Source organism: Roseovarius spongiae (genome assembly GCF_003651245.1).
Classification (GTDB): Bacteria; Pseudomonadota; Alphaproteobacteria; order Rhodobacterales; family Rhodobacteraceae; genus Roseovarius; species Roseovarius spongiae.
The window spans coordinates 312,577-332,758 of sequence record NZ_RAPE01000001.1; the positions used below are offsets into that span (position 1 = coordinate 312,577).

18 protein-coding genes are annotated in these 20,182 nt (G+C 69.8%); 12 read left to right on the forward strand and 6 right to left on the reverse strand.

Annotation, left to right across the window (positions count from 1 at the left end; all coding sequences use genetic code 11):
• Window positions 1-8: 8 nt before the first annotated feature.
• Window positions 9-2,024 (forward strand): hydantoinase/oxoprolinase N-terminal domain-containing protein, encoded by a 2,016-nt coding sequence (locus D6850_RS01460; RefSeq protein WP_121163243.1) that lies wholly within the window; start codon window positions 9-11, stop codon window positions 2,022-2,024.
• Window positions 2,025-2,033: 9 nt separating this feature from the next.
• Here D6850_RS01460 and D6850_RS01465 read toward each other — a convergent pair whose 3' ends face one another.
• Entirely contained in the window at window positions 2,034-2,939 is a 906-nt protein-coding gene (locus D6850_RS01465; protein WP_121163244.1) for a LysR substrate-binding domain-containing protein, read from the reverse strand.
• Window positions 2,940-3,034: 95 nt separating this feature from the next.
• Between D6850_RS01465 and D6850_RS01470 the strand changes: the two genes are divergently transcribed.
• From D6850_RS01470 to D6850_RS01500, 7 genes are all read left to right on the forward strand, one after another.
• Complete coding sequence (locus D6850_RS01470) at window positions 3,035-4,552, forward strand: trimethylamine methyltransferase family protein (RefSeq protein ID WP_121163246.1); 1,518 nt, start codon at window positions 3,035-3,037, stop codon at window positions 4,550-4,552.
• A 77-nt stretch (window positions 4,553-4,629) separates the two neighbouring features.
• The gene (locus D6850_RS01475; RefSeq protein ID WP_121163248.1) at window positions 4,630-5,826 is read left to right on the forward strand and encodes a glycine C-acetyltransferase; all 1,197 of its coding nucleotides are present in this window, start codon (window positions 4,630-4,632) and stop codon (window positions 5,824-5,826) included.
• 8 nt (window positions 5,827-5,834) lie between these two features.
• A complete protein-coding gene (gene tdh / locus D6850_RS01480) occupies window positions 5,835-6,857 on the forward strand; it encodes an L-threonine 3-dehydrogenase (protein ID WP_206019210.1) in 1,023 nt (340 codons plus the stop codon).
• A 61-nt stretch (window positions 6,858-6,918) separates the two neighbouring features.
• The gene (locus D6850_RS01485) at window positions 6,919-7,749 is read left to right on the forward strand and encodes an isocitrate lyase/PEP mutase family protein (protein WP_121163250.1); all 831 of its coding nucleotides are present in this window, start codon (window positions 6,919-6,921) and stop codon (window positions 7,747-7,749) included.
• Window positions 7,742-10,192 (forward strand): GcvT family protein, encoded by a 2,451-nt coding sequence (locus D6850_RS01490; protein ID WP_121163251.1) that lies wholly within the window; start codon window positions 7,742-7,744, stop codon window positions 10,190-10,192. The genes D6850_RS01485 and D6850_RS01490 overlap by 8 nt, the downstream gene beginning before the upstream one ends.
• 285 nt (window positions 10,193-10,477) lie before the next feature.
• A complete protein-coding gene (locus tag D6850_RS01495) occupies window positions 10,478-11,824 on the forward strand; it encodes a TldD/PmbA family protein (protein ID WP_121163253.1) in 1,347 nt (448 codons plus the stop codon).
• Window positions 11,811-12,584, forward strand: coding sequence for an inositol monophosphatase family protein (locus D6850_RS01500; RefSeq protein WP_121163254.1), 774 nt, complete (start codon window positions 11,811-11,813; stop codon window positions 12,582-12,584). The genes D6850_RS01495 and D6850_RS01500 overlap by 14 nt, the downstream gene beginning before the upstream one ends.
• A gap of 16 nt (window positions 12,585-12,600) precedes the next feature.
• On the opposite strand, the gene plsY is transcribed toward D6850_RS01500, so the two are convergent.
• The 5 genes from plsY to D6850_RS01525 form a co-directional block, all read right to left on the reverse strand.
• Window positions 12,601-13,206, reverse strand: coding sequence for a glycerol-3-phosphate 1-O-acyltransferase PlsY (plsY, locus tag D6850_RS01505; protein WP_121163256.1), 606 nt, complete (start codon window positions 13,204-13,206; stop codon window positions 12,601-12,603).
• Window positions 13,197-14,495 carry a dihydroorotase gene (pyrC, locus tag D6850_RS01510; RefSeq protein ID WP_121163258.1) on the reverse strand — a complete coding sequence of 433 codons (1,299 nt, stop codon included), beginning with the start codon at window positions 14,493-14,495 and terminating at the stop codon, window positions 13,197-13,199. The genes plsY and pyrC overlap by 10 nt, the downstream gene beginning before the upstream one ends.
• Window positions 14,496-14,578: 83 nt before the next feature.
• Complete coding sequence (locus D6850_RS01515; RefSeq protein WP_121163259.1) at window positions 14,579-15,013, reverse strand: hypothetical protein; 435 nt, start codon at window positions 15,011-15,013, stop codon at window positions 14,579-14,581.
• Complete coding sequence (locus tag D6850_RS01520) at window positions 15,010-15,546, reverse strand: hypothetical protein (RefSeq protein WP_121163261.1); 537 nt, start codon at window positions 15,544-15,546, stop codon at window positions 15,010-15,012. The genes D6850_RS01515 and D6850_RS01520 overlap by 4 nt, the downstream gene beginning before the upstream one ends.
• On the reverse strand, window positions 15,543-16,508 hold the full coding sequence (locus tag D6850_RS01525; RefSeq protein WP_121163262.1) for an aspartate carbamoyltransferase catalytic subunit: 966 nt from the start codon (window positions 16,506-16,508) through the stop codon (window positions 15,543-15,545). Before D6850_RS01525 ends, D6850_RS01520 begins: the two co-directional genes overlap by 4 nt.
• Window positions 16,509-16,693: 185 nt before the next feature.
• Here D6850_RS01525 and D6850_RS01530 point away from each other — a divergent pair, with 185 nt between their 5' ends.
• The 4 genes from D6850_RS01530 to D6850_RS01545 all read left to right on the forward strand — a co-directional run bounded on the left by D6850_RS01530 (window position 16,694) and on the right by D6850_RS01545 (window position 20,180).
• Entirely contained in the window at window positions 16,694-17,488 is a 795-nt protein-coding gene (locus D6850_RS01530) for a uracil-DNA glycosylase (protein WP_121163263.1), read from the forward strand.
• Window positions 17,485-18,090 carry a metallophosphoesterase family protein gene (locus D6850_RS01535; protein WP_121163265.1) on the forward strand — a complete coding sequence of 202 codons (606 nt, stop codon included), beginning with the start codon at window positions 17,485-17,487 and terminating at the stop codon, window positions 18,088-18,090. The genes D6850_RS01530 and D6850_RS01535 overlap by 4 nt, the downstream gene beginning before the upstream one ends.
• Window positions 18,087-18,620 (forward strand): molybdenum cofactor biosynthesis protein B, encoded by a 534-nt coding sequence (moaB, locus tag D6850_RS01540; protein ID WP_121163266.1) that lies wholly within the window; start codon window positions 18,087-18,089, stop codon window positions 18,618-18,620. Before D6850_RS01535 ends, moaB begins: the two co-directional genes overlap by 4 nt.
• A gap of 99 nt (window positions 18,621-18,719) precedes the next feature.
• On the forward strand, window positions 18,720-20,180 hold the full coding sequence (locus D6850_RS01545) for an efflux RND transporter periplasmic adaptor subunit (protein WP_121163267.1): 1,461 nt from the start codon (window positions 18,720-18,722) through the stop codon (window positions 20,178-20,180).
• Window positions 20,181-20,182 lie beyond the last annotated feature (2 nt).

The window sequence follows — 20,182 nt, forward strand, 5'->3', positions numbered from 1 at the left end:
GGACGGCAATGGCGATACTGTTGGGGGTGGACACCGGCGGCACCTACACGGATGCGGTGCTGCTGCGGGACGAAGAGGAAGTGATCGCGTCGAGCAAGGCGCTGACCACGCGCCACGACCTCGCCATCGGCATCGGCGCGGCGGTCGGGCGCGTGCTGGAAGAGAGCGGCGTCTCGCCCGGCGACATCGCGCTGGCGTCGCTGTCCACCACGCTGGCCACCAACGCGCTGGTCGAGGGGCAGGGCGGGCGCGTCGGGCTTGTCTATATCGGGTTTCGCGAACAGGATATCGACGGGCACGGGCTGCGCGCGCCGCTGAACGGCGACCCGGCGATCGTCGTGGCCGGCGGGCACGATCACGCCGGCGGCGAGGCGCGCGCGCTGGACCGCGAGGCGCTGCTGACGTGGCTCGATTCGGTCGAGGGCGTCTCCGCCTACGCGGTGGCCGCGCAATTCGCCACTCGCAATCCCGAACATGAACTGGCGGCGGCCGAAATGATCACCCGGCTGACGGGGCGGCCGGTTTCCTGTTCGCACCACCTGTCCGCGCGGCTCAACGGGCCGAAACGCGCGCTGACCGCGCTGCTCAACGCGCGGCTGATCGGCATGATCACGCGGCTGGTCGAAAAGGCCGAGGGCAAGCTTGCCGAACTCGGCATCACGGCGCCGCTGATGGTGGTGCGTGGCGATGGCGCGCTGATCAGCGCCGCGCAGGCCCGCGCCCGCCCGATCGAGACGATCCTGAGCGGCCCCGCCGCCTCCATCGTCGGGGCGCGCTGGCTGACCGGCGCGTCGCTGGCGCTTGTCTCGGACATCGGCGGCACCACGACCGACATCGCGCTGCTGCGCGACGGGCGCCCGATGATCGACCCCGCCGGCGCCCGCGTCGGCCCCTGGCGCACGATGGTCGAGGCGGTGGCGATGCGCACCTCGGGCCTCGGCGGCGACAGCGAGGTGCATGTCGTCGACGAGGGGCTCGTGGGGGGTGTCACGCTCGGGCCGCGCCGGGTGCTGCCGGTCTGCCTGATCGCGCATGAATCGCCCGAGATCGTGCATCGCACGCTTGATGCGCAACTCCGCAGCACCGTGCCCGGCGAATTCGACGGGGCGTTCGCGCGCGCGGTGCCGGGGATCGACGCCGACGGGCTGCACAAGCGCGACGCAGCACTTCTGGATCGGATCGGCGATGGGCTGCACCCGGTCGGCTCGCTGCTGAACAGCCGGCTCGAGCAGATGGCGCTCCGCCGGCTTATCGGGCGCGGGCTCGTGCAGGTGTCGGGCGTCACGCCCACGGATGCGAGCCACGTGCTCGGCCACGTGAACAGGTGGGATACCGAGGCGGCGGAAAAGGCGCTGACGCTGATGACGCGCAAGCGGACCGGCACGGGCAACGTGCTGGCCGAGGACGCGGCAGGCGTGGCGCGGATGATCGTGGACCGGCTGACTTGGCAGACGGTGATCGCGCTTCTGGAGGCGGCGCTCTCCGAGGAGGAACGCCCCTTCGGCCCGCCGCCCGAGCAGCTGGCGCGCCATGTGCTGATGGCGCATGGGCTGAACGGCTATCGCGGGCTGACGCGGCTCGACGCCGGGCTTGACGTGGCGGTGGTGGGTCTGGGCGCCTCGGTGGGGTGTTACTACCCGGCGGTCGGAGAGCGGCTGGGCTGCGAGATGATCCTGCCGGACCATGCCGGCGTCGCCAACGCCATCGGCGCGGTGGTCGGGCGCGTGACGATCCGGCGCAGCGGCACGGTGACGGCGCCCTCCGAGGGGCAGTATCGCGTGCATCTCGACAGCGGGCCGGTGGATTTCGAGACCGCAGAAGAGGCGCTGGCCCGGTTGCAGGCCGAACTCGAATCCGCCTCCCGCGCCGAGGCCGAGGCGGCGGGCGCCGAGGACATCCAGATGAGCGCCACGCGCGAACTGCGCACCGCGCAGGCGCAAGAGCGCGAGGTGTTCCTCGAGGGCGAGATCACCGTCGAGGCGTCGGGGCGGCCCCGGATCGCGGTAGGCGGCGCGGCGGGGTGAGGCCCCGCCCTACGCCTGCGCGTGGGCGATCAGCCAGTCGCGGGCGGCCAGCGCCTCCGCGGAGAGGGGGGCGCCGTTCGACCAGACAAGGTAGAACCCCGCGCCGGTTTCCCAGGCCCAGTCCGCACGCTCGGCCAGCAGGCCCTGTTGCACGAGAAAGGCGGTGGTGTGCCGCCAGCCGAGGGCAAAGCCCTCGCCCGCCATGGTCGCCTGGAGCACCAGCGCGTAGTCGTTGAGCCGCAGCCCGCCATGCGGTTCGGCGTAAGGCGCCTGCCAGTGGCGAAAGAAATCCGCCCAGGTCGGGCGGTCGCGGACCGGCTCTTCGAGGTGGATCAGCGGCTGGTTGCCCAGCGTGGCGATCGAGCGCAGGTTGATCGCGGCCGCCATCACGCGGGGCGCCGCGATCGGCGCGATCACCTCGGGGGCGATAAGGGCGGCGTCGCAGCCGGGCCAGTTTCCATTGCCTCGCCTTATGGCAAGGCTCAGCCCTTCGGCGTCGATATCCGGCTCGCGATCCGAGGTTTGCAGGCGCAGGTCGGTGTCCGGGTTCGCCGCGTGGAACCCGGCCAGACGCGGCACCATCCAGTAATGCGCGAAGGCGGTCGAGGCCGAGAGCGTCACCCGGTTGCCCGCATGGCGCGTGGCAAGCGTGCGGGCGCTGTCCAGCACCCGGGCGAAGGCGCCGGATACGTCCGTGTAAAGCCGCTCGCCCGCAGGGGTGAGCGTGACCGAGCGATGCGCGCGGGTGAATAGCGCCGTGCCGAGCGCCTCTTCCAACTGCTTGATCGCCGCGCTCACCGCGGGCTGCTGCACGTTCATCTCGCGCGCGGCGCGGGTGAATGAGCCGTGCCGCGCCGCGGTCTCGAAGACCAGCAGATGACGCGGGGAGGCGACCAGTTTCCAAAGTTCCTGCATAAGCTCACGTTATCCAAGGCCATGGTTTTTTCAAGGCTCACATGCGCCCTGCCGCGGGCTAGTCTCAGGGCGGTGCGAGAGCGGAGGGCAAGGTCATGGCCAGGCGGACACGGATCAGGAGGGACGGGGGGGAAGGACAGGGGCCGGACGTCGCGTCGCCGCATGTCGAGCGGCGCCTGCCCTATTTCGACCCGCTGAACGAAGAGGGGCTCGCGCGGCTCGAGGCGCAGGTCGACTGGATCATGCAGGACGTGGGGCTCGAATTCCGCGACGACCCCGAGGCGCTTCGACTCTGGAAAGAGGCCGGGGCGAAGGTCGAGGGCACGCGGGTGCGCGCGCCCGCGGACTGGATCCGCGATCTCTGCTTGAGAGCGCCGCGCGAGTTCACCCAACGCGCCCGCAACCCGGCGCGCAGCGTGACCATCGGCGGCGTCAACCAGGTCTTCGCCCCGATCTACGGCGCGCCCTTCGTGCGCGACCTCGCCGGGGGGCGGCGCTACGGCGACATGGAGAGCTTCGAGAAGCTGGTGAAGCTCGCCTGGATGCACCCCAACCTGCACCATACCGGGCTGGTGATCTGCGAGCCCTGCGACGTGCCGGTGAGTCACCGCCATCTCGACATGGTCTACACGCACATGAGATGGAGCGACAAACCCCATCTCGGCGCGATCACCGAGCAGAGCCGCGCGCAGGACAGCGTCGACATGGCCGAGATCCTGCACGGGGCCGACGTCATGAACGAACATTGCGTCATCATGGGCAACGTCAACACCAACTCGCCGCTCCTGGTGGACAAGGTGGTGACGCAGGCGATCCAGACCTATTGCGGACGCGGTCAGGGCATCGTCGTCGTGCCGTTCATCCTGTCGGGCGCGATGGGGCCGGTCAGCACCGCGGCGAGCGTCTGCCAGGCGATGGCCGAGGCGATGATGTGCTGCGCCTACGCGCAACTGGTCCGCCCCGGCGCGCCCTTCGTACTGGGCAATTTCCTGAGCTCCATGAGCCTCAAGTCCGGCGCGCCGACCTTCGGGATGCCCGAACCGGTGCTCAGCAACTACGCCATCGGCCAGATGGCGCGGCGCGTCGGGCTGCCGCTGCGCTGCGGCGGATCGCTCACCGCGAGCAAGCTGGAGGATGCGCAGGCGGCCTATGAATCGGCCGATTCGATGCATTCCACCATGCTTGCCGGCGCGCATTTCGTCCTTCACGCGGCCGGTTGGCTCGAGGGGGGATTGTGCACCGGGTTCGAGAAGCTGGTGATGGACGCCGACCGGCTGGGCAGCTACCAGAAGGTGCTGGGCGGGCTGAACGTGAGCGACGAGGCGCTGGCGCGCGACGCCTACGAGGAGGTGAAGCCGGGGGGCCATTTCCTTGGCTGCGCGCACACGATGCGCAATTATCAGACGGCGTTCTACGAACCCGCGCTGAGCGATTCGGAAAATGTCGAGAGCTGGGAAGAGGGCGGATCGCTGGACATGCGCGCGCGCGCCTACACGCGGTGGACCGGGATGCTGGCGCGCTACGAGGCGCCGCCGATCGACGCCGACAAGGACGAGGAACTGCGCGACTTCATTGCCCGTCGCAAATCCGAGATACCCGAGGCATGGTATTGACGGGCCCGCCAGCCCCCGACCCCCGGGATATTTGGCGCAAGAAGTAGTAACAGGCGGGCAACAAGGAAGGAACGGCGATGCGAGCATCGGAAAGATTCGACCAGGACATCGGAGCAAGGCTTGACGGATTGCGCGACGACGGGCTCTACAAGACGGAGCGGGTGATCGCCTCGCCGCAGGGCGGGCGGGTGACGCTGGCCGACGGGCGCGAGGCCGTCAACCTATGCGCCAACAACTACCTTGGCCTTGCCGATGACGCGCGGATCGTGGCGGCGGCGAAGAAGGCGCTCGATCGCTACGGGTTCGGCATGGCCTCGGTCCGGTTCATCTGCGGCACGCAGGAGGATCACAAGGCGCTGGAGGCGCGCATCGCGGGATTTCTGGGGATGGAGGACTGCATCCTCTACCCGTCCTGTTTCGACGCCAACGCCGGGCTCTTCGAGACGATCCTCGGGCCCGAGGACGCGGTGATCTCGGACGCGCTCAACCATGCGAGCATCATCGACGGCGTGCGGCTTTGCAAGGCGCAGCGGTATCGCTACGCCAATTCAGACATGGGCGATCTGGAGCGATGTCTGAAAGAGGCGAGCGGCGCGCGGCACCGGCTGATCGCGACCGACGGGGTGTTCTCGATGGATGGCTATTACGCGAGACTCGACGATATTTGCGACCTGGCCGAGCGTTATGACGCGATGGTGATGGTGGATGATTGCCACGCCACCGGCTTCGTCGGCGCGACGGGGCGGGGCAGCCATGAGCATTGCGGCGTCATGGGGCGCGTCGATATCCTGACCGGTACGCTGGGCAAGGCGCTCGGCGGGGCGTCGGGGGGCTACACCGCCGCTTCGACGCGGGTGGTGGACTGGCTGCGGCAGCGCTCGCGTCCCTATCTTTTCTCCAACGCCGTGGCGCCGGTGATCGCGGCGGCGTCCCTTACCATGTTCGAACTGGTCGAGGCCGGCGACGATCTGCGCTCGCGGCTCTGGGAGAATGCGGCCCATTTCCGCGAGCGGATGGGCGCGCTGGGATTCGAGCTCTTGCCGGGCAGCCACGCGATCATCCCCGTCATGCTGCGCGATGCGAAGCTGGCGCAGGCGATGGCGGCGGCGCTTGGCGAACGGGGCGTCTTCGTCACCGCGTTCAGCTTTCCGGTGGTGCCCAAGGGTCAGGACCGCATTCGCACGCAGATGAGCGCGGGGCTGACGCACGATGACCTTGATGCCGCCATCGACGCCTTCGCCGAGGTGGGGCGGGAACTGGGGGTGATCGCGTGAAGAACGAGATGAAGGCGCTGGTGAAGGCGCGGCCCGAACCGGGGCTGTGGATGGAATACGTCCCCGTCCCCGAACCGGGGCCGAACGACGTGCTGATCAAGGTGCGCAAGTCGGCCATCTGCGGCACCGACGTGCATATCTGGAAATGGGACGAATTCAGCGCGAAGACCGTGCCGGTGCCGATGGTGGTCGGGCACGAGTTCGTCGGCGAAATCGCCGATTGCGGCGCGGCGGCGACGCGCTATCGCATCGGGCAGCGCGTGTCGGGCGAGGGGCATATCGTCTGCGGCGCCTGCCGCAACTGCCGCGCCGGCCGCGGCCAGCTTTGTCGCAACACGAAGGGCGTGGGCGTGAACCGGCCTGGTTCCTTCGCCGAGTATCTCTGCATCCCCGAGGCCAACGTGGTCCCGATCCCCGCCGATATCCCGGACGAGATCGCGGCGATCTTCGACCCGCTCGGCAACGCGGTGCATACCGCGCTCAGCTTTGATCTGGTGGGGGAGGACGTGCTGGTTACCGGGGCCGGCCCGATCGGGATCATGGGCGCGCTGGTCGCGCAGAAGGTCGGCGCGCGCAAGGTGGTGATCACCGATATCAACCCCTATCGCCTGACTCTCGCGCGGGACATGGGCGTGCAATACGTGGTCGATGTGTCGGGCGAGCAGTTGCGCGACGTCATGGACGATATCGGCATGACCGAAGGCTTCGACGTGGGACTTGAGATGTCCGGCGCCGCCGCCGCCATGCAGCAGATGATCGCGCGGATGAACAATGGCGGCAAGATCGCGCTTCTCGGGATCGCGCCGACGGAGTTCGCGGTGGACTGGAACAGCATCATTTTCAAGATGCTGCACGTGAAGGGCATCTACGGGCGCGAGATGTTCGAGACCTGGTACAAGATGATCGCGCTGGTGCAGTCCGGGCTGGACGTGTCAGGGCTCATCACCCACCGGATCGGCATCGACGAGTTCGAGGACGGGTTCGAGGCGATGATGTCGGGCAATTCGGGCAAGGTGGTGATGGATTGGTAGCGGCGCGCGCTCTTCCGCCCTCACGGGCGTCCTCGCGTCGCGAAACGGGAAAGGAAGTGACATGAGCGATATCGGGGCCAGGTTTCGGGCGCTGCATCGGCGCGGCGATCCGTTTCTCCTTGTCAATGCGTGGGACGCGGGGTCGGCGCGGATGATGGAGAGCATGGGCGCGCAGGCGGTCGCCACCACCTCGGCGGGCCACGCCTTCAGCATGGGACGCGTCGACGGCGGCACGCTCAGCCGCGACGAGGCGCTGGCCCATGCGCAGACGCTGGCGGCGGCGGTGAACGTGCCGGTGTCGGGCGATTTCGAGAACGGCTTTGCCGAGGCGCCGGACACGGTGGCCGAAACCATCCGCCTTGCGGACAAGGCCGGGCTTGCGGGCTGTTCCATAGAGGACACCGCGCTTCCTGCTTTCAATTCCTACGGGTTCGACCTCGCGGTCGAGCGCATCCGAGCCGCCAGCGCGGCCGCCCGCGCCCTGCCGCGCGACTTCGTGCTGGTGGCGCGCGCCGACGGGGTGATGCTCGGCCAATACGACCTGGACGAGGCGATCCGCCGCATTCGCGCCTTCGAGGAGGTCGGCGCCGATTGCGTCTATGTCCCCGCGCCGCCGGACGTGGACGCGCTGCGCCGGGTTGTCGCGAGCGTATCGATTCCGGTGAACGTGCTGGCGGCGGGGCGGTTCGCGTCGCTCAGCCGCACCGAGTTCGCGGAGATGGGCGCGGCGCGCCTGTCCGTCGGCGGGGCGTTGTCACGGGTCGCCTATGGCGCGGCGATCAAGACGACGCGCGGCATGCTGGGCGGCGACTTCACCGGGCTGACGCGCGTCGCCGGGGAGCCCGAAATCGAGACATTGCTGACACGGAACGGCGGAGATGAAGATGCCTGAAATCCAGAAAGACACCGAAACCGGCGCCAGGACGCTTCCCTCGCACGCCAAATGCGTCGTCATCGGCGGCGGCGTGGTCGGCTGTTCGATCCTCTTTCACCTCGCCAAGTTCGGCTGGAAGGACACCGTGCTGCTGGAGCGCGACGAATTGACCAGCGGCTCCAGCTGGCACGCGGCGGGGCAGATCCACACGATCAGCTCGGACCCCAACATCTCGCGCCTGCAAAGCTACACCATCGATCTCTACAAGGAGATCGAGGAGCTGAGCGGGCACAGCGTGGGGCTGCATATCACCGGCGGCTTCTACCTTGCGTCCAACAAGGAATGGTATGATTACCTCAAGCGCGAACGCTCCAAGGCGCGCTACATGGGGCTGCATCAGGAATTCATCAGCCCCGAGGAAGTGGCGAAGCGCCATCCGCTGATCGACCCGAAACACTACCTCGCGGCGCTCTGGGACGACCAGGACGGCGATCTTGACCCCTCGGGCGCGACCTATGCGTTCGCTAAGGCGGCGCGCTATCACGGCGGGCAGTATTTCACCCATTGCGGGGTCACCGCGACGACGCAGCGCGCTGACGGTTCATGGGACGTGACCACGCCCAGGGGCGTCATCAACGCGGAGCATATCGTGAACTGCGGCGGCCTCTGGGCGCGCGAGGTGGGGCATATGCAGGGGCTGAACCTGCCGGTGCAGCCGATGGAGCATCACTATCTCATCACCGAGCCGATCCCCGAGATCGTCGCGCGCAAGGATCGCCTGCCCTGCGGCATCGACTACGAGGCGAACATCTATTTCCGCCAGGAACGGCAGGGGATGCTGCTTGGCACCTACGAGCCGCGCGGCACGCCCTGGAAGGTCGAGGGCACGCCCTGGGATTTCGGGCATGAATTGCTCCAGCCCGATCTGGACCGCATCGCCGACCGGCTTGAGCTCGGGTTCGAGCGCATCCCGGCGCTGGGGGAGGTCGGGATCAAGGACGCGATCAACGGCCCATTCACCTTCGGTCCCGACGGCAATCCGATGATCGGGCCGGTGCCGGGGATGCGCAACTACTGGTGCGCGGTGGGCGTCATGGCGGGGTTCTGCCAGGGCGGCGGCGTCGGCCTCACGATGGCCGAATGGATGATCGACGGAGAGCCCTCCATCGACGTCTGGGCGATGGACGTGGCGCGCTTTGGCGACTGGGCGTCGCCCGACTGGGGCACCGTGAAATCGACCGAGAATTACGAGCGCCGCTTCGTCATGACCTTCCCGAACGAGACGCTGCCGAAGGGCCGCTTGCAGAAGACCACCGCGATCCACGACCGGCTGATCGCCAAGGGCGCGCTGATGGACCAGTCCTTCGGTCTCGAGAACGCGCTCTGGTTCGCCGACGGCCCCGAGGACGCGCATGAGGACCCCACCTTCGAGCGCAGCCGCAGCCACGCCTATGTCGCGCGCGAAGTTGCGGCGGTGCGTGAAGGCGTTGGCGCGATCGAGATCGCCAACTTCGCCAAGCACGAACTGACCGGGCCGGGCGCGCGCGCCTTCCTCGACCAGTTGCTCGCCGGGCGGGTGCCGAAACCGGGCCGCTTGACGCTGACGCCGATGCTGACGGAAAAGGGCAAGCTTTACGGCGATCTCACCGTTGCCTGCCTCGCCGACGATCATTTCATGCTCTTCGGCTCGGGCGCGATGCAAGAGGCGCATCGCCGCTGGATCGAAGCGCGGCTGCCCGATGACGTGCTCTATCGCAACGTCTCGGACGACTGGCACGGGATCGCGCTGTCGGGGCCGAAGTCGCGCGCGCTTCTGGCGTCGATCACCCGCCATGACGTGAGCGCGGAAGCGTTCAAATTCCGCGACCTTGCGCAGACCTACGTGGGCGGCGTGCCGGTGATCCTGAACCGCATCAGTTTTTCCGGCGAACTGGGCTACGAGATTTATTGCCGCCCGCCATACCTGCTGCGCCTCTTCACCGCGGTGGAGGAGGCGGGCGCCGATCTCGGCCTGCGCTGGTATGGCGCAAGGGCGCTGATGAGCATGCGGCTGGAAAAGGGCTGGGGCGTCTGGACGCTCGATTACCGCCCGGATTTCGATGCGATCGAAAGCGGCATGGACGCCTTCATCGACTGGAGCAAGGACTTCGTCGGCAAGGACGCCGCGCTTGCCCAGCGCGAGGCGGGGCCAAGCCGCCGGCTTGTCACGCTGGTGATAGACGTGGACGGCATCGATGTGTCGGGAGACGAGGCGATCCTTCAGGACGGGCGCGCGGTGGGCTACGTGAGCTCGGGCGGCTACGCGCATCATGTCGGGAAATCCGTCGCGATGGGCTATGTCGAGGCGGATCTCGCGGCGGATGGAACCGCGCTCGAGGTTGAGATCCTGGGCCGGATGTACCCGGCCCGCGTGCAGGCCGCGCCGCTCTATGACGCGAACGGGGCGAACATGCGCGGCTGAGAGGCGGGGCGCGGCGTTTCGGGCGCCGCGCCCGCTGCTCGCATGGGATTCCGAGTATTCGGAGAACATTGAAAGGGCGGACTCTGGCCAGCATCGCCGATGGCTTGCGTTGCGCCGCACTTGCGCCTTGGGGACGTCGGGTCTACCTCTACGGCGACAAAGCGTTCTGAGTTCAGGTTGAGCCACAGGCTGATCACGAAACGCACGCAACCTTCATATGTCGTGGGCGTTTCGACCTATCGTCGTGATCCGACGCCATGTCGAAACGCTTTAGCGGAGCCGCCGATGACCACGTCCCTCACTGACCTTGCAGAGATGCTTCTCGACGCCGCGCGCCGGGCCGGCGCGGACGGGGCGGATGCAATCGTCGCCAGCGGGCGGTCGGTCATGATCGACGTGCGCGCGGGGCAATTGGAACAGGCCGTGCGGGCCGAGGGCCGCGATCTTGGGCTGCGTGTGCTGATCGGACAGCGGCAGGCCGACGTGTCTTCCTCGGATGCGCGCCCCGAAACCATCGACGCGCTGGCCGAACGCGCCGTCGCGATGGCGCGCGAGGCGCCCGAGGATCCGCATATCGGGCTGGCCGACCCCGCGCAGCTGGCGCAGGAGCGCGACAGCGCCGCGCTCGAACTGGCCGACCCGGCGGACGAGCCTTCGGGCGAGACGCTCCAGGCGCGCGCGGCGTGCGCCGAGGAAGCCGCGCTCGCGGTCGAAGGGGTGAGCCAGGTGCAATCCGCCATCGCCGCCCATGAGCGCAGCGAGATCGCCCAGGCGATCAGCAACGGCTTTCGCGGCAGCTATGGCCGCACCAGTAACCACGTCGGCTGCACCGCCATCGCCGGGGCCGGCGCCGGGATGGAGCGCGATCACGACAGCGATACCCGCATCTTCGACGCCGACCTGCGCGACGCCGCCGGAATCGGCCGCCGCGCCGGGGAGCGCGCCGCCGAGCGGCTGGGCGCGCGCCGCCCGCCCACCGGCGCCTGGCCGGTGCTGTTCGATGAGCGTATCTCGGGCTCGCTCATCGGGCACCTCGTTGGGGCGGCGAACGGAGCTGCAGTGGCGCGCGGGGCGTCCTGGCTGCGCGACCGGCTGGGCGAACCGGTGCTGCCCGAGACGCTTTCGCTGATCGAGGATCCGCATCGCCCCCGCGTGAGCGGCTCGCGCGCGTTCGACGGCGAAGGGCTGGCGACGCGGCGGCGCGCCATCGTGGAGAACGGCGTGCTGACGGGCTGGCTGCTTGACCTCGCGAGCGCGCGCAAGCTCGGGATGGCGCCCACCGGCAACGGCAAGCGCGGCCTGTCCGGGCCGCCCAGTCCGGGGCGGTGGAACGTGGCGCTGACCCAGGGCGCGGCCGACCGCGACGAACTGCTGGCGCAGATGGGGACCGGGCTTCTGGTCACGTCGATGATCGGGGCCACGATCAACCCCAATACCGGGGATTATTCGCGCGGCGCCGCGGGTTTCTGGGTCGATAACGGGCAGATCGCCTACCCGGTCAACGAATGCACCATCGCGGGCAGCCTGCCCGATTTCCTGCGCCGGATCACGCCGGCCAACGACGCGCGCACGTGGCTCTCGTCGGTCGTGCCGTCGCTGCTGGTCGAGGGGCTGACGCTTGCCGGGGAATGACCTGCCGCTGCTGGTCGCGGCGGCGCGCGAGGCGGGAGAGACCGCGCGGCGCTTCACCGGGGCCAGCGCGCGCCGCTGGGACAAGCCGGGCGGCGCCGGCCCGGTGACCGAGGCCGATCTCGCCGTGAACGAGGTGCTGGCCGCGCGGCTGCGCGATGCGCGCCCCGGCTACGGATGGCTCTCCGAGGAAAGCGAGGACGGCGCCGGGCGCCTTGACGCCAGCCGCGTCTTCATCGTCGATCCTATCGACGGCACGCGCAGCTTCATCGAGGGGTCGCGCGCCTGGGCGCACGCGCTCGCCGTGGCCGAGGGCGGCGTCGTGCGCGCCGCGGTTATCTACCTGCCGATGATGGACAAGCTCTACGCCGCCGCCGAGGGGCAGGGCGCCACGCTCAACGGGACGCCGCTCCGCGCCAGTGCGCGAACCGAGCTGGAGGGCGCGTCGGTGCTGGGCGCCAAGCCGGCCTACGAGCCGCGCAACTGGCGCGTGCCGGTGCCGGGTTTTCGCCGCGCATACCGCCCGTCGCTCGCCTATCGGTTGGCCTGCGTGGCCGAGGGGCGGTTCGATTCGATGCTGACCCTGCGCCCGACCTGGGAATGGGACGTGGCCGCGGGCGATCTGATCCTGCGCGAGGCGGGCGCGGTCACCTCCAACCGGCGCGGCGGCGCGCTGCGCTTCAACAATCCCGTGCCGCAGGTCGACGGCATCCTCGCCGCCAACCCATTGCTGCACGCCGCGATGCTGGACGCGCTGGCGTGAGAGGCGCAAGGGGCGCTCACTTCTGCCCGATTTTCGGTTCCGTCCCGGCGCGGATGCGGCGGATATTGCCCCGGTGCCGCCAGAACACCAGCAGCGTCAGGACCGCGCCGAGGATGACCGCGTGGCCGTGGCCCAGCAGCAGCATCCAGATCGTCGAGGACGCCGCCGCCGTGATCGCGGCGAAGGACGACATTCGCGTGATGGCCGCGGCGGCCGCCCATGTCGCGCAGCAGGCGATACCCACCGGCCAGGCCAGCGCCAGAAGCAGGCCAAGGAATGTCGCCACCCCCTTGCCGCCGCGAAAGCCCAGCCAGACCGGGTAGCAATGCCCGAGAAACGCCGCCAGCCCAGCCAGTTGCGCCGCGTCCTCGCCCGCCGCACAGCGGGCCAGCAGCACCGCCGCCGCGCCCTTGACCCCGTCCAGCAGCAGCGTGGCCAGCGCCGCGCGCTTGTTGCCGGTGCGCAGCACGTTGGTCGCGCCGATGTTGCCCGATCCGATCTCGCGCAGGTTCCCGAGCCCCATCGCGCGGGCCAGCACCATGCCGAACGGGATCGACCCCAGCAGATAGCCTGAAATGGCCCAGAGGATCAGGACGCCGGTTGTGGTTTCGATCAGGGGCATCGGTCGGCCTCGTAAACGGTTTGGCCCGCGACGAAGGTCATGGCGACCCGGCCCTGCATGCGGGCCTCGTCAAACGGGGTGTTCTTGGATTTCGAGCGCAGCTTGAACCGGTCGAGGATGAAGGGCGTGTCGGGATCGAACAGCACGAGGTCCGCAGGGGCGCCCGCCGCCAGCCGCCCAGAGGGCAGACCCAGCCGCTTCGCGGGGTTGAGCGCCAGCGCGCGGAACAGCGTCGGCAGGTCGAGATCGCCGGAATGATACAGGCGCAGCGCCGCGGGCAGCAGGGTTTCAAGCGCGACCGCGCCGCTTGCCGCTTCCTCGAAGGGCAGGCGTTTGGATTCCTCGTCCTGCGGCGTGTGCATGGAACTGATGGTGTCGATCAAACCGTCGCGCAGTGCGGCGATCACCGCCTGGCGGTCGTCCTCGGACCGCAAGGGGGGCTTTACCTTGAAGAAGGTGCGATAGCCCGCGACGTCCAGCTCGTTGAGCGTGAGGTGGTGGATCGACGTGCCCGCCGTGATGTCGAGCCCGTTGCGCTTGGCCCGCTCGAGCGCGGGCAGGGCGCGGGCGGTGGTGATCTGGTCGGCGTGATACCGCGCGCCGGTCATTTCCAGAAGCGCTATGTCGCGATCCAGCCCCATACGCTCGGCCATCGGGCTGACGGCGGGCAGGCCGTAGAGCGACGCGAACTTGCCGCTGGTGGCGGCGGCGCCGTCCGAGAGGCCCGGCTCCTGCGGGTGGGCGATCACCAGCGCGCCAAGGCTGCGGGCGTAGGTGAGCGCGCGGGCCAGCACCTTGGTGTCCTGCACCACGTGGTCGCAATCGGTGAAGGCCACCGCGCCCGCGTCCAGCAGGAAACCGATCTCGGTCATTTCCCGCCCCAGCCGCCCCTTGGTCAGCGCGGCCATCGGCAGCACGTTGACCGGAGCCGCCTCGTTCGCGCGCCGGCGCGCGAATTCAAGCACCTCGGGGCTGTCGATCGCCGGCAGCGTGTCGGGGCGCGTGGCCATGGTGGTCACGCCCCCCGCAGCGGCGGCGAGGCCGGCGGAGCGGTAGGATTCCTTGTGCCGCTCACCCGGCTCGCAGACCTTGACGCCGATATCGACGATGCCGGGGGCGAGGCACTTGCCCCCGGCGTCGATCACCCGCGCGCCCTCGTCCAGCCCTTGCGGGCTCTCCTCGGGCCTGACCTCCAGGATCGCGCCATCCTTGATCAGAACCGCGCCGGGGGCGTCGGCGCCGGCCTCGGGGTCGATCAGTCGGGCGTTGGTGATGAGGGTGCGGATCATTGGGCTGTCCCTTCCATCGGCGGCTTGCGGCGAATGCGGTCGCTCATGTCCCCTCCTTCTCCCGGCCCAGCCCTCCGGCGCGCTCATGCGGGGGTCCCCTGCATCGCGGCGGCGATCCGGGCGCGGGTGGCGGCGCGGTCGCGCTGGTATTTCAGCAGATGCTTGTCGCCGCCCTCGGTGACGATCTGCACCGCGCTGCCGAGGCCGCGGAGCGCCGTGATCCGGGCGAGCGGGACGTTCCGCCCGCCGGGGCCGAGCAGGCCGCGGTCCGTGAGGTCCCAGCGCGCGTCGAGCTCTTCGGAGGCGAGGTAGAAGCAGCGCAGCGCGACCGCCGCCAGCCCGCCGACCGCGCCGGTCCAGACATGCGGATTGCCAAGCGCCCAGAGCGCCGCCATCCCCGCCGCTATCGCCAGCGCCGCCATCCAGGCGTGATCGCGGTAATAGGTGGCGCGGTCGGGGCGGAAGCTGTGGCGCACAATCTCTTCCGCCCGCATGGGGCCGCCGCCGTCCGGCGTCATGACAGCGCCAGCGCAAGCAGGCCGACCGCGACTCCGGCGATCAGCAGGATCACCGCCCACCAGCCGCGCCCGGACGCGGGCGCGCCCGCCGTCCCGGTCCCGGCCACCGTGCCGACCGCGCCGGACGAGGGCAGCGGCTCGAACTGGACCTTCGGGCGGGCCTCATGGAAGGTTGCGACATGGCGCAGCGGCGCGCGCGGCTTGAGCGTGACGGCCTGCCCGCCGAAGGCGCGCGAGCGCAGGATCAGCACGCCGCGCTCCAGTGAGTCGAGCCGGGCGCGCATGTCCTCGAGCTCTTCCGCCGCAACGCCCAGCCCCTCCTCGAGGTAACCCGAGAGGCCGACGCCGGCGAGATCGGAGGCGGGGAAGAGCTCGACCTGGTCGGGGGCGAGCGTGTCGACCCCCAGCGCCTCGGCCGCCGGCCAGGCGCCGTTGCGCTGCCCGAAGGCGCGCAGCTCATCCGCGTCGAGATCGACGGCGAAGACCCGCACGACCCCGTGCTCGTCCGCGCTCACCTCGATTTTGTCGCTCATGCCATCACTCCCTTGTCGCTCTGTTCCGCGCGCCGCACCCGCAACCGGCGCGCCAACAGGTCCATCGCCGCCATGCGCACCGCGACGCCCATCTCGACCTGTTCGCGGATGACGCTGCGGGCCACGTCGTCCGCCAGTTCGCCGTCGATCTCTACGCCGCGGTTCATCGGCCCCGGATGCATGACGATGGCGTCGGGCGCGGCATGGACGAGCTTTTCGGCGTCCAGCCCGAAGCGGTGGTAATATTCGCGCTCGGACGGGATGAAGCCGCCGTCCATCCGTTCGCGCTGAAGGCGCAGCATCATCACCACGTCGACGCCCTTCAGCCCCTCTTCCATGTCGTCGAACACCTCGACGCCGAATTCGTCGATGCGCGCGGGCATCAGCGTGGGCGGCCCGATCAGGCGGATGCGGTTCTCCATCTTGCCCAGCAGGATGATGTTCGAGCGCGCAACCCGGCTGTGCGCGATATCGCCGCAGATCGCGACGCTGAGCCGGTGCAGCCGCCCCTTGGCGCGCCGGATCGTCAGCGCGTCGAGCAGCGCCTGCGTCGGATGCTCATGCCGCCCGTCGCCGGCGTTCAGCACCGCGCAGTTCACCTTTTGCGCAAGCAGATCCACCGCGCCCGATTGCGGGTGTCGCACCACCAGCAGGTCGGGGTGCATCGCGTTGAGCGTCGTCGCCGTGTCGATCAGCGTCTCGCCCTTCTTGATGCTCGACGCCTGCATCGCCATGTTCATCACGTCCGCGCCAAGCCGCTTGCCCGCCAGTTCGAAACTGGCCTGCGTGCGCGTGGAGTTCTCGAAGAACATGTTGATCTGGGTGAGCCCGGTCAGCGCGTCGGTATGCTTGACCTCGCGGCGGTTCAGCGCGGCATACTGGTCCGCGAGGTCGAGCAGCGTTGCGATGTCCGCGGGCGCGAGCGGTTCGATCCCCAGAAGGTGGTCATGGTCAAAGCGCACTGGTCCGGTTCTCCTGCCGCGGGGGCCCCGCGCAGTTATCGCATCTCGCCGGGGGCGGATCAACGCCCCCGCGCGGCGCGCGCGCCGCGGCGGCGGGATTCAGGCGTTTTCAGCAGCAAATAACATCCGGCGCGGCAGATTTGCGCGCTGCTTTCCGCGGCGCGCCGGGCGCGATAGCATGGGGCATGGATTCGGCATTGGATTTTCACGCGGCGCGCGCGCTGCTGGCCTGGCAGGTAGAGCTCGGCGCGGACGAGGCGATCGGCGACGCGCCGGTGAACCGCTACGATCTGCCCGACACGGCGCCGGGCAGGCCCGCTCGCAAGACGGCGGCGACCGAGCCCGAGCCGGTCGCGCAGGCCGCGGCGGCCGACCCGGTGGCGGATGCGCGGCGCATGGCGCAGGCGGCGGCGGATCTCGACGGCTTGCGCGCGGCGATGGCGGCCTTTGAACATTGCGAACTGAAGCGCGGCGCGCGCAACCTGGTCTTCGCCGACGGCAACCCGGCCGCGCGGGTGATGATCATCGGCGAGGCGCCGGGCCGCGAGGAGGACCAAGCCGGCAAGCCCTTCGTCGGGCGCGCGGGCAAGATGCTCGACCGGATGCTGGCGGCGATCGGGCTGGACCGCGCCGCGCAGGACGGGGCGCACGCGGCCTATATCGCGAACGTGGTGCCGTGGCGGCCGCCACAGAACCGCGACCCTTCCGCCGAGGAGATCGCGATGATGGTTCCCTTCATGCAGCGTCATGTCGAGTTGGCCGCGCCCGACCTGCTAGTGCTCGTGGGCAACATCAGCTGCGAGGCGGGGCTGGGCAAGCGCGGCATCACCCGGCTGCGCGGCGGCTGGACGCAGGCCTATGGCCGCCCGGCGCTGCCGATGTTCCACCCCGCCTACCTGCTGCGCCAGCCGGCGAAGAAGCGCGAGGCCTGGGCCGACCTGCTGAGCCTTCAGGCGCGGCTGCGGGAGGGCGGCGCATGAAAATCCTCGCGTTCTCGGACTTGCACCATGCCTGCGCCCGCGCCGAGGCGCTGGTCGCGGCCAGCCGAACCGCCGACCTGGTGATCGGCGCCGGCGATTTCTGCAACATGCGCCGGGATCTCGCGGACGCGCTGGCGCTGCTGGACGGCATCAGCGCGCCGATGGTGCTGGTCCCCGGCAACGCCGAGAGCGCGGACGAGCTGCGCGCCGCCGCCCCCGGGGGCGCGCGCGTGCTGCATGGCGAGGGGACGGAGGTGGACGGCCTACGCCTCTTCGGGCTGGGCTACGGGGTGCCGGTGACGCCGTTTGGCGCGTGGTCTTGCGATCTGCCCGAGGAAGAGGCCGCGCGCATGCTCGCGCCGTGCAGCCGCGCCGACATTCTCGTCACCCATTCGCCGCCCAAGGGCGTCGCCGACCGCACTTCGGCGGGGCAATCCGTCGGCTCCACCGCGATCCATGCGGCGATAGAGCGCATCCAGCCGCAACTGGCGCTTTGCGGGCATATCCACGACAGTTGGGGGCAGGGCGGGCTGATCGGCCGCACGAAGGTGCGGAACCTCGGGCCTGCGCCCAACTGGTTCGACATCGAGGGAGAGGCATGAGCGAGACGCGCGAATTCATTCCGGTCCGCATCGCGGTGCTGACGGTCAGCGACACGCGGCAGGCGGGCGACGACCGCTCGGGCGACACGTTGGCCGGGCGGATCGGGGACGCGGGCCATGTCCTCGCCGCGCGCGCCATCGCAAGGGACGACCGCGCGGAGATCGCCGCGCAACTGCGGGCGTGGATCGACGACCCGGAGATCGACGTGATCCTCTCTACCGGGGGCACCGGTCTCACCGGGCGGGATGTCACCGTCGAGGCGCATCGCGACGTCTACGAGAAAGAGATCGAGGCTTTCGGAACCATCTTCACCATGCTCTCGATGCAGAAGATCGGGACCAGCGCGGTGCAGTCGCGCGCGACCGGCGGCGTCGCGGGGGGGACCTATCTATTCGCGCTTCCGGGCAGCCCCGGCGCGTGCAAGGACGCCTGGGACGGCATTCTCGCGGCGCAGCTCGATTACCGGCACATGCCCTGCAACTTCGTCGAGATCATGCCGCGCCTCGATGAACACCTGCGGCGCAAGTGACGCAACTGTCATCGGCTGCGCGCTTGGTGTTTCGCGCGCGACGCTTTACATTGGGCCAATGCGCCCAGGGCGGGGCGCGCCAACAAGGCCCTGTGAGATATGCGGTTTCTGCGCCATAGCCTGACCGGTCTGTTCCTCGTGTCGATGACGCTGGGGCTGCTGGGCTACGCCGGCTACGTGCTCTATGACGCGGTGCAGACCCGGCTGAGCGCGGAGCCGCGCATGCCCGAGCGGCGCGAACGCATGTTCGCGGTCAACGTCGTCACCGCCGCGCCGCAGCGGATCACCCCCGTCCTCACGGTCTTTGGCGAGGTGCAGAGCCGCCGCTCGCTCGAGATACGCGCCCGCGCGAGCGGCACGCTGGTCGAACTGGCCGAGGCGTTCGAGGAAGGCGGGCAGGTGCGCAAAGGGCAGCTTCTGGCGCGCATCGACCCCGCCGACAGCGAGGCGGCGCTCGCCCGCGCGAAAAGCGACGTGCTGGATGCGCGGGCCGAGGTGCGCGACGCGCAGCGCAGCCTCGGGCTGGCGCAGGACGAACTGGCGGCGGCGCAGGCGCAGGCGGACCTGCGCGAGCGGGCGTTTCAGCGGCAGAAAGACCTCGAGGAGCGCGGCGTCGGCACCGCGGCGGCGGTGGAGACGGCCGAGCTGGCCGCATCGCAGGCCCGGCAGGTCGTCATCACCCGCCGGCAGGCCGTGGCCGCCGCCGAGGCGCGGATCGATCTTGCCAAAACCGCGCTGTCGCGCGCCGAGATCTCGCGCGATGAGGCCGGTCGCAGGCTCGCCGATACGCGCATCACCACCGGCTTCTCGGGCAGCCTGAGCGACGTGGCGGCGGTCGAGGGCGGGCTGGTTTCGGCGAACGAGCGGCTGGCGACGCTGGTCGACGCCGACGCGCTCGAGGTGGCGTTCCGCGTCTCCACCCCGCAATTCGCGCGGCTGCTGGACGCGGACGGCCGCCTGCGCCGCGCGCCGGTCACCGCCACGCTCGAGGCGTTCGGCGTCGATCTCGAGGCTACCGGCGCGATCACCCGCGCCGGCGCGGCTGTGGGCGAGGGGCAGACCGGGCGACTGGTCTTCGCCCGGCTCGGGGAGGCGGCAGGCATGAAGCCCGGCGATTTCGTCACCGTCCGCGTGCGGGAGCCGCCGCTTGACCAGGTTGTGCGGCTGCCTGCCTCCGCACTCGGGGCCGATGGCGCGGTGCTGGCGCTGGGCCCGGATGACCGGCTCGAATCGCTCGAGGTCACGCTCCTGCGCCGCCAGGGCGACGACATCCTCGTGCGCGGCGCGGCGCTTGCCGGGCGCGAGGTGGTGACCGGACGCTCGCCGCTTCTGGGCGCGGGGATCAAGGTGCGCGCGATCCGCCCCGAGTCGGCGGGCCCGCGCGCCGACGCGCCCGAGATGCTGACGCTGAGCGCGGAGCGCCGCGCGCGGCTCGTCGCCTACGTGCAGGACAGCGCCGACATGCCCGACGCGGTCAAGACTCGGCTGCTCGCCAAGCTGGGGCAGGACCGCGTGCCCGCCCGCGTGGTCGAGCGGCTGGAAACCCGGATGGGCGGCTAGGG

Bases quoted from the DNA above. Each gene is read 5' to 3' on its own strand.
- D6850_RS01485 (WP_121163250.1), top strand. From the start codon at position 6,919: ATGAGCGATATCGGGGCCAGGTTTCGGGCGCTGCATCGGCGCGGCGAT.
- D6850_RS01475 (WP_121163248.1), top strand. From the start codon at position 4,630: ATGCGAGCATCGGAAAGATTCGACCAGGACATCGGAGCAAGGCTTGAC.
- D6850_RS01535 (WP_121163265.1), top strand. From the start codon at position 17,485: ATGAAAATCCTCGCGTTCTCGGACTTGCACCATGCCTGCGCCCGCGCC.
- D6850_RS01545 (WP_121163267.1), top strand. From the start codon at position 18,720: ATGCGGTTTCTGCGCCATAGCCTGACCGGTCTGTTCCTCGTGTCGATG.
- tdh (WP_206019210.1), top strand. From the start codon at position 5,835: ATGAAGGCGCTGGTGAAGGCGCGGCCCGAACCGGGGCTGTGGATGGAA.
- D6850_RS01490 (WP_121163251.1), top strand. From the start codon at position 7,742: ATGCCTGAAATCCAGAAAGACACCGAAACCGGCGCCAGGACGCTTCCC.
- pyrC (WP_121163258.1), bottom strand. From the start codon at position 14,495: ATGATCCGCACCCTCATCACCAACGCCCGACTGATCGACCCCGAGGCC.
- D6850_RS01465 (WP_121163244.1), bottom strand. From the start codon at position 2,939: ATGCAGGAACTTTGGAAACTGGTCGCCTCCCCGCGTCATCTGCTGGTC.
- D6850_RS01515 (WP_121163259.1), bottom strand. From the start codon at position 15,013: ATGACGCCGGACGGCGGCGGCCCCATGCGGGCGGAAGAGATTGTGCGC.
- D6850_RS01530 (WP_121163263.1), top strand. From the start codon at position 16,694: ATGGATTCGGCATTGGATTTTCACGCGGCGCGCGCGCTGCTGGCCTGG.
- D6850_RS01520 (WP_121163261.1), bottom strand. From the start codon at position 15,546: ATGAGCGACAAAATCGAGGTGAGCGCGGACGAGCACGGGGTCGTGCGG.
- D6850_RS01495 (WP_121163253.1), top strand. From the start codon at position 10,478: ATGACCACGTCCCTCACTGACCTTGCAGAGATGCTTCTCGACGCCGCG.
- plsY (WP_121163256.1), bottom strand. From the start codon at position 13,206: ATGCCCCTGATCGAAACCACAACCGGCGTCCTGATCCTCTGGGCCATT.
- moaB (WP_121163266.1), top strand. From the start codon at position 18,087: ATGAGCGAGACGCGCGAATTCATTCCGGTCCGCATCGCGGTGCTGACG.
- D6850_RS01460 (WP_121163243.1), top strand. From the start codon at position 9: ATGGCGATACTGTTGGGGGTGGACACCGGCGGCACCTACACGGATGCG.
- D6850_RS01470 (WP_121163246.1), top strand. From the start codon at position 3,035: ATGGCCAGGCGGACACGGATCAGGAGGGACGGGGGGGAAGGACAGGGG.